Raw genomic sequence first — 13,239 nt, forward strand, 5'->3', positions numbered from 1 at the left:
AATGCGCCAGATTTTGCACCGGAAGGAACAGCAACCGGGAAATGCGCTGCCGCACAAGGCATTGATCTATAAGAGAAATTCAAACCAAACCGCCAGATTTAGCACCAAAAGTACGATCACCCCGAGATGCAAGTCATTGCAGCGAGACGGCCAAGGCATCGATCAAGGTCGAATTGGGCAAGGACGCTTCAGATCTGGCCAGGGACGCAACTACCAAGACTTCAACTCGTCCAAGTTAACGGCTAAAGCTTGTTCAAGTCTACCTGCAGGCCGGCTTCCTTGAGTTCTTTGCCCAGAGCGTAGCGCCACGCACCACGGTCGTCGATCTCGATGTAGACAACACCGTAGTAATCAGACGGAAGCTCGACGCCTTTTTCGTACAGGACGCAGACATGCTTGCGACCGATCTTGCCCATGAAATAGCCGAGTTCGAGGATGACGTTTTGACGGGCGCGGTCCTGGAGCGCAGGAGTCGGCGACTTCTTTCCGCCAACATCATCTGCTGTCATCAGCACGACAGCAAAGTGGACGTTGTCGTAGCGCTCCAGTTTCTCAATGATGGTGGCGCTGCGGTTCACTTGCTCGCTCAAGATGATGGCCGTTAGGCCGACCTTCTCTATCGCGCGTGCCGTCATTTCGCGGATCAGGTCGTTATGCCCGTGAACCAAGAAGACAGCATTGTTCGCATGCTTGGGTGCCGCGTCTTCCTCTCTGCCATACGAATCGAGGTCTTTTCGGAAAACGTTCGTCATCGGCTCAATCTCAAGAACCGGTGTGTTGATCGTCGCCTTGTCCCCGACTTTCGCAAGGACCTGAACCACGCGACCAGCGAAGGGCGCTGGAACCTCTAACGTCGCAAGGTCGTTCTCTATCACAAACACGGTGTCCCCGAAAAGGAAGAAATCGCCGGGGCGCAGTGGAAGCTCTAACATAGAAACCGGCCCGCTGTCGTCGCCAAGCTCGAATGCAGGGCACAACATGATCTGAGTTTGGCCGAGCATCTTTCAATTCCTTGAGCTTTGCGATGTCCGATTTTAGCTGACGCTTCTGGCTTTCGCACTCAATGTGCGCCCGTGCCGGCAGCAGTCGTCGCTTTGTACATCCCAATGTCCACGGCCATGCCGCATGAAGGCTTGAACGACCGTTCTTTGCAGCCGACAACGGTCCTCCCTGGCTCGCGTCGATCCGGGTCGGTGAGATTTGCACGGCAGTCCAGCAAACTCCGGATTTCCAGTCCAGCAAACTGACCTGTAGTCCAGCTAACCCCGGTTCCCTACACCCCTTAACGAAGGCCGCGCATCCATGTATAGTTTTGCAGCAAAACATGTACATGTATAAATAGAGAAGCCTATGCACAAGATCTTGCTAGTTTCAGCCCTCGCAGCACTGTCAATCTGCTCGTCGCCCAATGCTTTGGCAAAGAGGACCACACTGCTAGGCGAAGCGGAGTCGAGCGTTGCGGCAGTTTTTCAGCTTGGAATAGTGCAAGTGCCTGCAACTGGCACCGTGGAAGTTGCTTTCTCGCCCAATGAGGGTACGGAAGCGCTGGTGGTAAAGGTCATCGACTCGGCGAAGTCAGAAATACGCATGCTGACCTACAGCTTCACAAGCGCACCGGTTACTGCGGCCCTATTGCGAGCCAAGAAGCGTGGCGTAGATGTTGCGATGGTTGTGGACTACAAGAACAACATCAGCGAAGACCGGAGCGGCAAGGCTCGCGCCGCTCTGGGTGCAGTCGCCAATGCCGGCATCAAAGTCAGGACCATCAGTGTCTACCCGATCCACCATGACAAATCGATCTGCGTCGACGGCACGACCGTGGAGACAGGCTCGTTCAACTACTCGGACGCGGCGGCCCACAAGAACAGCGAGAACGTATTGGTGATGTGGGGCAACCCAAAGCTTGCGGCGGCATATCTGAAGCATTGGGAGCGCAACTGGGGACAGGGCGTTCCTTACCAGCCGGCTTACTGATGCCGGTGAGCATTCGGAAAGGACTCCAATGAACATGACCCACGCTGAGGGCTGCGCCCTGGCCGTGAAATGGCTCAAGCGCGCGGAGAGCCAGAAGGGGCCAGGCTGTCTCGTCGCGGTCAGTGAGTGCGCCCCGTTCGACAACGGAGAAATTCCTGATGCACTCGGATTCCGTAGCATCGGTTGGGAAGAGTATTCGGTACTGGTGGAAGTCAAAGTCTCCAGGGCTGACTTTCTGGCGGATGCGAAGAAGCCGCACCGCGTTGACCCAGCTTTGGGACTGGGCAAATTCAGGTACTACCTCGCGCCGGCCGGCTTGATCGCGGTCGACGAACTGCCCTCGGGATGGGGGTTGATCGAAGTCCACGGTCGCGCTCTGAAGGTGCGCGCTGGACACATCTTCGAGCAGCGCCAGCAGCAGCTCGGATACAGAAAGGACTACACAGCTTGGGAGCACCCGCACAATCGAGACCGGGAGCGAGCCTTGCTCGTAAGGCTACTGGCCCGCGTCGGAGATGCCGATATCCTCCACAGGGAGTTGAAGGCTGCGCGGAACAAGTTCACCTATGCCGCCAATGCTGCCGAACGGCTCAGCGAAGAACTGAGGAAATCACAGCAGACTGCATCGCACTTGCGAGCCCTCCTTTGGGAAGCCGGCATCGACATCCCACCTGAAGCTACCCGGCAGAAAGGTAAGGCTATCCCGCGCCGCGCGGCACCGGTTGATCGCACGCCCATGGCGTCGCGCGATTCTCGCGAGGTGGGAGTCACACGCTAAGCGACGTGGTGCTGGAACAATCGCGAGGTGCCATCCGGATTCGGTTGTGGACACGCGACCTAACGTTGACTGAGGATCAAAACGATGGAAAAAGTGGACGACTTCGAATTCAGTGCAGGAACTGCTGCCAGTTGCAACGGCAACGGCTCAAGCGATCAAGCGTACATTCTCTGGTTCTGCAGAGAGGCGATCTCCCGAGCGGAGAAAGCTGAAGCACAGGTATCTGACATCGTGACGCTGCGCAATTGGGGGCAAATGGAAACCGTCCGTGCGCGCCTCAATTCTTCCTGGGCGCTACTCAGGGCACTGCATTACACGTTAAGCGACTTGGCCAGCGCCGCACGCCTGAAGCCCAGTGTTGCGGCACCCTTTGACGATGCGGCAAATCGGGTATTCCGCATGATTGACAGGCTCGAAGCCGGCTATGTGCGTGCAACTGCGTGGTTCAGGCAAGATTCGAACTAAAAGGTTCTCTATACGTTCTCGAAACGATTTGAGTGCAAGGGCGACGTGAGCTTTGGCGGAGACGACCTCTTCTATGTGGCGCTGGGGAAGCGACGCTACAGCGCTTGATCTGGCGAATCGGCTCTGGCAGTAGTTGAGGCTGGGCAGTTCAAAGTCCATGGCCTTTGTCCTGTTGAGGAAGACTTGTGTCTGCTCGGCCTGCACGGTAGCGCACCTCAATCACTCGGTCTTCATGTCCTGCAGGCGCCGCCTGCCGGTGGATCACGTAAGTGCTGCGCCCAATATGCTGGGCGAACATGGGCTGCGCCTCTTCCAGTGCCGAGGCCACTGGCCCAACGTAGAGGCGGCTTTCATCTGCCGGATCAGCGACCTCGAACTTCGCTCGCGGGTCAATGCCGAGCACCGTGGCGCGTAAGTGCTCCTCGGCAGTAGCGGGCTGGGCCGGCTCCATTGGCTGAAGGCTGCCCACGAGATCGGCTTCGGTGCCTGTCGCCGCGTCGGCAGCGACCTGGCGCTCCTCCGGTACCGCGAATGCAGTCTGGCCAGCGTCACGACCTTCTGTCTCGAACTTTTGCAGCGGTGTGGGAGTGACCGCCTGTGGCGCTTCCTGTGCGGACTCCTTTGCCACCTGACCAGCGGCTACCTTCTTGGAAGCTCGGTGCGCCTGGATGACAGCTTGCAGTTCGGGGTTGAGAACCTTGAGGCCCATGTCGTCAGCTACTCGTGCCATGCGCTCCACGAAGATCGGCTCCTCGCCGGTCAACGTGATCTGACGGCCGAACTTTTCCCGTGAGTGAATGAGCGCGAGCTTGATTTCATCGTCCGTTACGCGCATGCGGTCGAACGTGATGCGGTTGCCCCGGTCGGTGAAAAGATGGCGGCCGTCACTGCGGCTGTACTCGACATTTCCGTTGCCCGTCACGCGCCATTGGATACCGGCAAATGCCAGGATCAGCGCATCCACTTCGTGAGGGCGCATGGCCTGGACGCTGCTGGAGCGGATCGCCCTCTCCTTGCGTTCCTCGGCCAGCAACCGCGCCATCAGCCGCTTGTACTGCTGATCGTGGTAATCGGCAGCGGATACATCCAGGTCCTCCAGCTCATCGTCCTTGCCATCCTCCTTCGGAAGCTTGGCGTCGCGTTGGGCTTGGTAGACGATGCCACGCAGCGCAGAAAGCGCGGCCTTGTCGCCACGGTTGGATTGCTCGTAGAGCCACTCTCGCCACTGCAAGGGCGGTACGCGCGTAATGCGCAGAGCCTCCCGTCGTTCCTGATATTGCGCTTCGACGATAAGCTTGCGGCGCGTCAGCTCTGCGTCGATCTCAATAACTGAGATCAACCGCACCTCGCGACTCAGAACCTTCGGGATGGCCGCTTTTGCGGCTTTCGCTTCAACCTGCAGGGCCTTGATCTGACGGGACCGTTCTACCTGCAGGGCCTTGAGACGGGCGAAGTAGTCTGTATCGCCATCCGCGACAAAATTGCGGTACTGGCCGTACCGCCTCCGCAGATCGGCCCGCGCGGCTGCTCGCTCAGCCTTACGCTGGGCGCGCATGACCGGGTCTCGCGCCTTGCGGCCTGTATTACGGCCGGTAGCAGGTAGGGCGGCATCTACTACTCTTCCTCCGCCTCCTGAGCGGCCTTCAGCGGCATGTCGCATGCCCGGATCTTGCCCGGTTTGCCCGTCTCCCAAGTCAACCTGTAAAGCACCCGGCAATAGCACCGGAGGGACTTGTCCTCCAGTTGCCATACTGCTACCGGGCACTGCATGCATGCCACCGGGGCCTTCGGGTAGAGGTCCGGGGGCGTCTGCATCAATACCAAGGACGTGGTCGGGAGGCGGGACTCCTCGGTCTGGGGCGATTCGGATGACACGGTCTACTCCTTTGTCAATTTGCCTGGGGGTGAGGTGGGTGAGATCCGGCACGATGACCGGATTGGTGAACGGTGGTTTAAACGGACCCCAGCGCTTCTCCAGGTCGGGGCGCTTGAGCAGCCGCAGGCCTTTGCTGACAGGGGTCTCCAGAATCTCTCCGGTTTCCGGGGAGATGGCGCGCAGGCGCAAGCCCCCTCCCCCGGTATCCTTGAGTGTGATGTCGAACTTCTCCAACCAGACGTGCAGGGCCTGCCAACTGGTGAGATCTCCGAGGTCTTGCTTGAGGGACTTGGATACGGAAGACTTGAGCCACGAGTCCAGGCTTTCGGGGTCGTGCCACACCGGGAGCGGGTCTTCGCGCTCGATCTCCGGATGCACATTGGCGCCCTGCTCCACCTCGGCCTCGGCGTGCTTGGTATTGAGGACGATCTGTTTCTTGCCTTGTCCATCGACTTGCACAACGTAGATCCCATTGTCATGGGTCCATCCGTGCTTGATCTCACTTTCGCGAGCTGCGAAGTGCAGCGTGCGTTTGGCCCATTCGATGTGCCGGCTCTTGAAGGTCGTGGGATGCACGCGGTTCATTGCCACGTGCGCATGAATGTTGTCGGTATTCGCATGTACGGCGATGACGTACTGGTGCTCTTCAAAGCCGAGTGCCTTGATGGCATGCTCGGCGGCGTCGAAGATCGCTTCTGGCGCCGGCTTCTCGTGTTCTGGCCAGCTCAGAATGAAGTGGTACACAGGATCATGGCAACGCGTATTCTTGCGTGCTACCGCGTTCATCTCGACGCTGGCCGAGTCGATGCTGCTGACGCCATGCGTCCGGACGGCGATGCATTTCTCGCCGTGAATCTTCGTGTCCACTGGGGCAGTTGCGTAGTTCAGCAAATCGCTGAACTCGCTGGGCTCTGCCATTCGGCTACCTGCAGGTGCTCCGGCTGGAGAGGCATCTGCGCCCTGCTCCGGGCCTGGCTGCTGTGCCTGCTTCTCCTGCTCCTGTTCACCCTGCAGATAATCGATCAGATCATTGAACCGCTTGGACGCGTTCGGCTTGTGCTGCCTTTGCTTCGGAATGATGGGGACCATGTGCGTGCTCAGGCTGGCTTCGTGAGCCGCTTGAGTTCATCAAGGAATCGCTCTGCGGCCACGGTAGGCGGCCAGGGTTCCCATGGCTTGCAGCCATATACCTCGACCAAGGGATCCGTCTTGAGGGGCGTCAGTCCGATGTTGAGAAGATCCTGCACCTCGTCTGCGGACCACCCGGCGACGTGCACCGCCTCGGAGGCTGCGGCCAGGTGATCGGCTCGCTTGTGAATCTGCTTGTCTTCGGCAGACCATGCGGGGACGCCATAGCGGGCAAACGCGGCGGCTTGCAGCTTCGCGGCGATTTGCGCAAAGCCAGGCCCCAGAATTGGCTTGAGCGGACTGATGGGATCGAAGCCGCCGATCAAGGCTTCATCGGCGTCATGCAGCAACTCGCGTAGCATTTCGACGCGGGTAAGGGATCGTTTGGCGAACCGCTTGTATAGCTCCACGACTGTGATTGAGTGCTGAGCGACTGACAGTGGCAGAGGCCACGTGGAGTGGCCACCCCAGCGGTAGGTGCGTGACAGACCGATGGCCAGGTCTTCGTCGGTCCACCCGTCGGCGCTCGGGTTGAGTAGGTCCAGGTGCAAACCGGAGGGCTGTCGAACAAAAGCGCGTGGGATCAGGTGCAACGCCTGCGGTTGCATATCCGTGCAACAATTAATTATTTCTGGGTTTTGCTGCAAAAGATCCACCCTTCCCTCCGCTATTTGGAGATGCGCAGCATGGCTGCGCGAGCCTCAAGGATCAGCGGCAAAAGCTCCGCCTCCGGTGGCGTGATTCCACGCTCCACCATGTCCGCGTGCAGGGCACGCACGGCGCGGGTGATGTCGCTTAGCGCCAGGACAATCTCAGTCTCGAAGTCCACGTCGGCTTTGCGCCCTAAAGCTGCGCGCCGGATGAACTCGGATTCGTCCATCTGCCGGATCGAGGCCGCATGACGAATTTTCTGGTCCTCATCCTCGTTGACGCGGAACACCTTGCGGATCCCGCGCCGCTGGGAGTCGTCCTTCTTGGTGAAGAGATGTTTGGCCATATTTGCATTATCCCATGCACTTTAGAACCCAACAAGCCAGTCAACCGTCCGGTTGTCAAGACCTGACACGCATTCGCGCTTCAGCGGTCGATCTCCTTGCCAGCTTTGTCCATGTCGAGCACGGTACCGTGTCCGCCCTTGAACTTCACGTCGAGGCGCTCGCCTTTGGCTGGCACCCTGTCGAGCAAACGTGTGTCGTGGATGACGACTTGCCGACGGCCGATATGCTGAGCGACGTGCAGCGTGGACACGGCCACGATTGGGCCGATGTATTGCCGGTCTTCGGCGCCTGATTTCCCGGACACGATATAGCGTCCCGCTTCGGCTGCAGCGCGTACATCCTCCTCGGACTGCTTGGTCTCGCGGTCCTCGTCGGCGACAACTAAGCCTGTGTCGGGGTCTGGGGCAACCAGACCGGGCTCAACGGCTACGCCATGCGCCCACCCTGGCACGTTGACGTAATAGCGCACCGCTTTGCCCACGCCTTGGCTCCACAGTTGCCCGCCCGTGACCATCTCCGAAAGGTCCCGTGTGGCCGTGGCCTTTGAGACGCCGGTCATTTTCATGTACTTCTCAGCGTTCAGGCCACCGAGGAAGCCACCATCCCCGTCATCGAGGAGTCGCTGCAGCACTTTGCGTTGGCGCTCATGAAGGCCACTGCCCTCATGTTTCTCCCAAAATTGCCGCTTCTCGATGGCTTGGTCGATGACTTGGCTAGCGGCATGGCAGGCGGCAGTACATTGGCGCGCAAACCACTGCACCCAATCCGTTACGTTGGTGTCGCCGCGCTGGGCGTGGTTTAGGGCGTCGTAGTACGCCGAGCGGGAGGTCAGAAGCTGCCGCGAAAGGCTGTAGAGGCGCACAGGCTGTCTCAGATGCTGCGTCATGGCCATGTCTACAATCGCCCGACCGATACGGCCGTTGCCATCCTCAAATGGGTGGATGCTCTCGAACCACAGGTGCGCAATTGCTGCCCTGGCGAAGCCATCGATGGGCTTGCCACCTCCGGGCAACGCCGAGGCCTGCGCCGGCGAGGTTTCGGCGAACCATTTGAGAAAGCGTTCCATGTGCCCCGGCACATCTTTTGAGGGCGGCGCCTCGTAATGGACAACTTCGCGACCCGGTCGGCCGCTCACGATCTGCATTGGATCGGCATGGTCACGATAGCGTCCGACTGCGATGCGATGGATGCCCGAAGTGCCGCCAGGGAAAAGCGCAGATTGCCAGCGGCACAGGCGGTCCTCGTCCAAAGGCGTATCGATTGCTGTCGTTGCGTCACTGATGACCTCCACCAGTCCATCAACACTGCGGTCAACGGGCCCAGATGTCGCCAATCCAAGCCGCCTCATCACCGACGACCGGACGGCATCGAGGGACAGCCGTTCACCCTCAATGGCGGCAGTGGCCAGCACCTCATCGGACAGCGCATCAAGCGCCACCTGGCTAGTACTGCCGAGGCCGATGGCTGCGGCTTTGCCTTCCACAACGCCGTGCATCCGGTAGGCCTCCGCCAAGTCAGGCGCGGCTGCCAGGGCGTCATAGGCGAGATCAGGCCAATCCGTGCGAAGCCAAATCCAAGGTGACTTGGTATTCATGAGAGTGCGGTAGTTGAGTGGACCAAGCTCAAAGGAGCGGTGAGGAGTGCGTCTCGACACACATTGAGTCGTATTTTGCCATATACGACTCAATTTGTGAGCCGCTTCTAAAGACTTGCGGCTCACGCTTGGGCCACGCGCCAAACACCGTGCGCCTCGCCACCGGCCCATCAAACTCAGATTCAGGGGCTGGCTGTCGCTGCTGCTGCCGCCGCGCACTAGTAGTACGTGCGGCAACTCAATCCGGCATCTCTCCAACAGTGGTTTTAACAGCAAGGGGTCTCGGGGCGAAGCCCTGAGTGTCTGCGACGGGCGCGAAGCGACCTAGCGGACCAGGATCAGTTGCGTGCCGTGAGGCACACAACTGGCATCCTGCCCTTTACCGTTCTAGGAGCCGTGCCGGGGATCGTTGGCAGGCTGTTGGCGAAACCTTGGCGTAGTGATGGTTGAAACTGAGCGGGCCTGTGCCGGGTGCACCGCGCCTCGTAGATCTGACGGCGGCGGTATGCCTAGGGAATGAGATGAGGCCTGTTGAGAATGAACATTGGTTCATGTACATTGACGCTCAACATACTTAACAATCGAGCGTGGTATGAGTGCCATCGGCGCAGGAAAGTCAGGGCGGCTAGTCACGATCTCGTCAGCAGATGTTGCGTTGGCCGAAACTGAAATGGCCGCAATGTGCCAGGCCATAGAGCCTGACCAAATGACCCGGCGTCAGGCTTTCAAGCGCCTAATGCCGTCTCTTCGGGTGCTGCGAGAGCGAGGCTGTTCCTGGGAACAGATAGCCAAGTTATTGGCCAAGTGCCAAATCACGCTCAAGGCAAACACAGTGCGTTCGTATTACGCCGACATGTCGAAGGAAAGCGCAGATGAGTGACGCGACAATCGCGCGACGGGGGGCGCTTCGCCGGGTGTCTGCGGTTGACTTTGCGTCGGCCGACGAGACACTCAGAACAGCAGCCTTGCTGCTCGTCCCTGAGGATCAGACTCAGCGGCAGGTCTTTGAGAAGCTGATGCCGAACCTCTACGTCTTGCGTAACAAAGGCTTTTCTTGGGCGCAGCTCACAAAGCTGTTGAACGAGTGCGGCTTGCACCTGCAGCCGTCTACGGTTCGGACCTACTACAGCGAGATGTTGGCCGCACGCATGGACATCTGCCAGGCCCGTATGAACGAGCAAATTGCAGTCATGGCGGCCGTGCGCAGTGAAACGGTTGGCATGGACCTGTCCGCCATTTCCGGTCGGGTGCAGTCGTTCATGCAGCAGCAGCAGCAAACCGCTCTGGCGAGGATGGATGCCTTGTCCCCTCCGGCTATGCCCTCCCGGAGCATGGAGGCAGAACCCAGCCGCCGCGTCATTCCGGCCCCTGCCGGTGCGCCGACTCAACGCCCCAAATCCCGCCCCTCAGCACCCGCGCCACAGCCGCCTCAGTACGCCGACGGTGGTTCGGACGACGACGGCAATACACCATCAGGAGAATTTGGCCTTCTGGGGCTGTCTGGACCCTCTCAGCAATCGCAAAGTGGGCCTGCAGGCTTCTTCACGCTCGATACCGAGCAGGCACCTCAGGCACGGCCTGCGGCGCCTTCTGAGCGCCCCAAAACAGACCGTCGTGAGGCGCAGCCACCGGTCCGTTCGCAAACGGCTCTGGCTCCTGCCGAGCGCGCTCCGGTCGCAGTCAGCCAGGTGGGCGTAGCAAGCGCACCGACGCAAGGCGTGGCCAGGAAGCGCACCAGCCCATTGCAGGAAGGCGTACCACCTTTGAAGCGTCGGGACAACGTGCCTGCCCATGTCTATGAACCAGGTGAACTGGAGCACCCTGCCATACCTGGCCTCATGCTGAGTCTCGAACAGCGTCTCTACGGCGCATCCCTGGAATACTTCGATGAGGATGGCGACGAGGCGGGAGTGATCAAAGTTGAAACTCCCGATGAGAAGCGGTTCCGTGTGGTGTGGCGTCAAACGGTTCCCATCACGCCGACCCGAACCGCTGCTTCATTCACCAGGATGGATCCAACTCTTTTCTCGCCTCAGTCCTAAGCGACGTCACGCCCCTACGCACAATTTCCGCACAATACGCACGTGTGCGCATATAATTCAATGACGGCAGCGCGTAACGTACAACGCGTTGAATGAATCTGATTGCGGAGCTGGGGGTTTCGATGCAGGTTGAAAAGCAAATCCAAGAGGCTGACGGCAGCGCCTGGACGGCCCTTGTTCGGGTGCAAGGCGTGCTGTACGTGGCCTCCTACGTAGCGAACCGTCTGAGCGTCAGGCTCGGGCCATACAAGCATGCTCCGCGCCGGCCGCGTTGGGCCGAAGAGCATGTGAAACGCTGGGCGGAACAGCAAATCGCCTCACTGCCAGCCGATTGGATTTGCAAGCATCGAGAGCTGTACGAGTAAGCTGTTGCACCGTCCAGACGCCGCCGACCACCGATCGGCGGGACACTGAGAGTTGCAAGGCTTGTAATGGGCTCACTCTCCCTTGATACCTCTTGAGAAGCGTACGGCATTGCGCTCGCCGTATTCACACATTGACAGCTATGACTCAACAGACGCCGAAGAGCGGCAAAGCCCCATCGAGGCTTGCGCCTCACTGGGACACGATCAAGAAGCTCAGAAATGGCGGTTACTCGCTCCTTCAGGTCATTGACTATCTCAAACAAGCCGGGGTAGAGATTTCCCTCGGTGGATTACACCAATACATTAGGAGGCAAACAGAGAGAGACGCGCAACCCGCACAATCTGTTCAGCACGCAGAAGATTCCGCTTTGCCCAACAACGAGAAGATCAAAGACCTTCGCACACGCCTGGGCATGACTCAAACCGACGTTGCGAAGTTTCTAGCGGCCAAGACCATGCGGCCTTGCACTCTGCGGACCGTGCAAGCTTGGGAATCTCCTCCCTCTGTCAGCAGTGCCAGAAACGCGCCAGATTGGGCCGTAAATATGCTCACAGTAGAAGCCGAAAAAAGAGGTTGCTAATACGCACATGTGCGTATAATATGAAAGCGTATCGATTGCATCGGGCAGTCGGCTCCTCAGGAGAAGTCACCATGAAATTCATCAGCATCCTGGTTCTCGCGCTTACTCTGGCTGCTTGCGGCAACGCCCCTTCGTCGCTCAACGGCAACTACCGGGCCAACGACGGCAAGAGCTTTCTGGTCTTTTCCAGCGACGGCAAGGTCAGGACTAAAACACTGCTCGGCAAGGAGGTTGAGACCACCTACACCATTGCCGATAAGAAGGTGAGCTTCCAGTTCCCGAATGGTCTGCCGGCGTCATACAGCATCAACGATGACGGCTCCCTGAGTGCGCCGTGGTCCAGTGGATACAAGAAGGGTTGAGTTCGCAAACTACGAAAACGCAATGTCCCTACTCTTGAACCCTGTCAGTTTTGGCATCTCAGTCCTCGCGCTCGTGGTCGGTTTGCTGGCGATCTTTTTCAATTCCATGCTTGGCCGCCGCAATGGGTGGCTTGAGCCAACGCTCTGCGCTGGTGGATTTGTGCTGTCCGCTGTGTGCACAGTAGGCGGTGTCGCCAACGGCCCCTATCCGCACGATATATCGCCCTTGGTCGCGCTGGGTGGTGCGGGCATTTTCCTCGGTGTAATCGGGACTACAGCACCCATCGTGCGGTTGTGGCAGAAAAAGCGGACTGGCGCCTGAAGGATTGGACAGGATGATTACCATGTTCACCACGGCAGATCAGATTCATGCCTATCTGAGCGGCCAAGGCCTTAAGCAGGCGAGCACTGGCGGCGGGTTCTCGGCTTGGTTTCTTCCAGTCGTGCACGGCTGGCAAATCTCCATCACCAACGATCAGGATACGGCCGAGCTACACCCCGGCATGCCGGTAATCATCGCCCTCGAAGACCCAGAGGGGCGGCAATGTGAGTGTGAAGACCTAGGCTCACCTGACCTGCTGCCCGAGGCAATTGGACGATTTGTCGCCATGGGGCAGGGTATGGAGAGCGCCAAGTGAAATTCCCTTCAAGACAAGTTGCCAAGAGAATCTGGTACATCCTGTTCGGACTCTTCATGGCTGAGGCGGCCGGGCTGTTCGTGATTGCCCCGTACTGGAATGGCGGCGCCATCGTCGGCGGAATTCACGCACTCGCCTGCTTGGCTGCCGGCACCGGAGTCACGTTCCTACTTCTCGCCACAACGGACCCAGGCACCGCATTCTCGACGCGTGCAAATCGCTATCTGTTTGCAGTTTTGGGTGGAACAGCCTTCAACTTGGTTCTGACCTGGGGGCTGTGGGCCGTTGGCTATCCAATCGCCAACGGGACCGTTCGGCGTGGTCTGATGGCCGAGAACTATTGGCTCGGGCCCGCAGTCTTGGCCTATTCCGTGATCGTATGGTTGATCTACCGCGCTGGGCTGAATAAAGAATCCCAGATTGCAAAACACTAGGAGA

General features: G+C 59.0%; 14 protein-coding genes. 8 read left to right on the forward strand and 6 right to left on the reverse strand.

Features of this window, described 5'->3' with window-relative positions:
* Nucleotides 1–242: 242 nt before the first annotated feature.
* Nucleotides 243–1,001: a TIR domain-containing protein gene (locus tag A2G96_RS09555; protein ID WP_062798693.1), complete on the reverse strand. Its 759-nt coding sequence runs from the start codon at nucleotides 999–1,001 to the stop codon at nucleotides 243–245.
* 349 nt (nucleotides 1,002–1,350) lie between these two features.
* Between A2G96_RS09555 and A2G96_RS09560 the strand changes: the two genes are divergently transcribed.
* The 3 genes from A2G96_RS09560 to A2G96_RS33135 all read left to right on the forward strand — a co-directional run bounded on the left by A2G96_RS09560 (nucleotide 1,351) and on the right by A2G96_RS33135 (nucleotide 3,217).
* Nucleotides 1,351–1,974 carry a phospholipase D family nuclease gene (locus tag A2G96_RS09560; RefSeq protein ID WP_082818889.1) on the forward strand — a complete coding sequence of 208 codons (624 nt, stop codon included), beginning with the start codon at nucleotides 1,351–1,353 and terminating at the stop codon, nucleotides 1,972–1,974.
* 28 nt (nucleotides 1,975–2,002) lie between these two features.
* Nucleotides 2,003–2,752 (forward strand): hypothetical protein, encoded by a 750-nt coding sequence (locus A2G96_RS09565; protein ID WP_062798695.1) that lies wholly within the window; start codon nucleotides 2,003–2,005, stop codon nucleotides 2,750–2,752.
* Nucleotides 2,753–2,836: 84 nt separating this feature from the next.
* Entirely contained in the window at nucleotides 2,837–3,217 is a 381-nt protein-coding gene (locus A2G96_RS33135) for a hypothetical protein (protein ID WP_150124086.1), read from the forward strand.
* Nucleotides 3,218–3,365: 148 nt separating this feature from the next.
* Here A2G96_RS33135 and A2G96_RS09570 read toward each other — a convergent pair whose 3' ends face one another.
* The 4 genes from A2G96_RS09570 to A2G96_RS09585 all read right to left on the reverse strand — a co-directional run bounded on the left by A2G96_RS09570 (nucleotide 3,366) and on the right by A2G96_RS09585 (nucleotide 8,813).
* Entirely contained in the window at nucleotides 3,366–6,182 is a 2,817-nt protein-coding gene (locus A2G96_RS09570) for a relaxase/mobilization nuclease domain-containing protein (protein WP_062798697.1), read from the reverse strand.
* Between the two features lie 8 nt (nucleotides 6,183–6,190).
* Nucleotides 6,191–6,877, reverse strand: coding sequence for a phosphohydrolase (locus tag A2G96_RS09575; protein ID WP_335340550.1), 687 nt, complete (start codon nucleotides 6,875–6,877; stop codon nucleotides 6,191–6,193).
* A gap of 11 nt (nucleotides 6,878–6,888) precedes the next feature.
* Nucleotides 6,889–7,218: a plasmid mobilization protein gene (locus A2G96_RS34090; RefSeq protein ID WP_231909640.1), complete on the reverse strand. Its 330-nt coding sequence runs from the start codon at nucleotides 7,216–7,218 to the stop codon at nucleotides 6,889–6,891.
* A gap of 80 nt (nucleotides 7,219–7,298) precedes the next feature.
* Nucleotides 7,299–8,813: a Fic family protein gene (locus A2G96_RS09585; RefSeq protein ID WP_062798702.1), complete on the reverse strand. Its 1,515-nt coding sequence runs from the start codon at nucleotides 8,811–8,813 to the stop codon at nucleotides 7,299–7,301.
* A gap of 872 nt (nucleotides 8,814–9,685) precedes the next feature.
* Here A2G96_RS09585 and A2G96_RS09595 point away from each other — a divergent pair.
* The 3 genes from A2G96_RS09595 (at nucleotide 9,686) to A2G96_RS09605 (ending at nucleotide 12,163) form a co-directional block, all read left to right on the forward strand.
* Entirely contained in the window at nucleotides 9,686–10,855 is a 1,170-nt protein-coding gene (locus tag A2G96_RS09595) for a hypothetical protein (protein WP_062798706.1), read from the forward strand.
* A gap of 92 nt (nucleotides 10,856–10,947) precedes the next feature.
* Nucleotides 10,948–11,220 carry a hypothetical protein gene (locus tag A2G96_RS09600; protein ID WP_231909641.1) on the forward strand — a complete coding sequence of 91 codons (273 nt, stop codon included), beginning with the start codon at nucleotides 10,948–10,950 and terminating at the stop codon, nucleotides 11,218–11,220.
* A gap of 652 nt (nucleotides 11,221–11,872) precedes the next feature.
* Nucleotides 11,873–12,163: a hypothetical protein gene (locus tag A2G96_RS09605; RefSeq protein WP_062798708.1), complete on the forward strand. Its 291-nt coding sequence runs from the start codon at nucleotides 11,873–11,875 to the stop codon at nucleotides 12,161–12,163.
* 58 nt (nucleotides 12,164–12,221) lie between these two features.
* On the opposite strand, the gene A2G96_RS33140 is transcribed toward A2G96_RS09605, so the two are convergent.
* The gene (locus tag A2G96_RS33140; protein WP_150124087.1) at nucleotides 12,222–12,509 is read right to left on the reverse strand and encodes a hypothetical protein; all 288 of its coding nucleotides are present in this window, start codon (nucleotides 12,507–12,509) and stop codon (nucleotides 12,222–12,224) included.
* Between A2G96_RS33140 and A2G96_RS09615 the strand changes: the two genes are divergently transcribed.
* Nucleotides 12,508–12,801, forward strand: coding sequence for a hypothetical protein (locus tag A2G96_RS09615; protein WP_150124088.1), 294 nt, complete (start codon nucleotides 12,508–12,510; stop codon nucleotides 12,799–12,801). The two genes, A2G96_RS33140 and A2G96_RS09615, sit on opposite strands and share 2 nt — an antisense overlap.
* Entirely contained in the window at nucleotides 12,798–13,235 is a 438-nt protein-coding gene (locus tag A2G96_RS09620) for a hypothetical protein (RefSeq protein ID WP_062798714.1), read from the forward strand. The genes A2G96_RS09615 and A2G96_RS09620 overlap by 4 nt, the downstream gene beginning before the upstream one ends.
* Nucleotides 13,236–13,239: the final 4 nt, after the last annotated feature.

The sequence above is a fragment of the Cupriavidus nantongensis genome, from assembly GCF_001598055.1.
Lineage (GTDB): Bacteria > Pseudomonadota > Gammaproteobacteria > Burkholderiales > Burkholderiaceae > Cupriavidus > Cupriavidus nantongensis.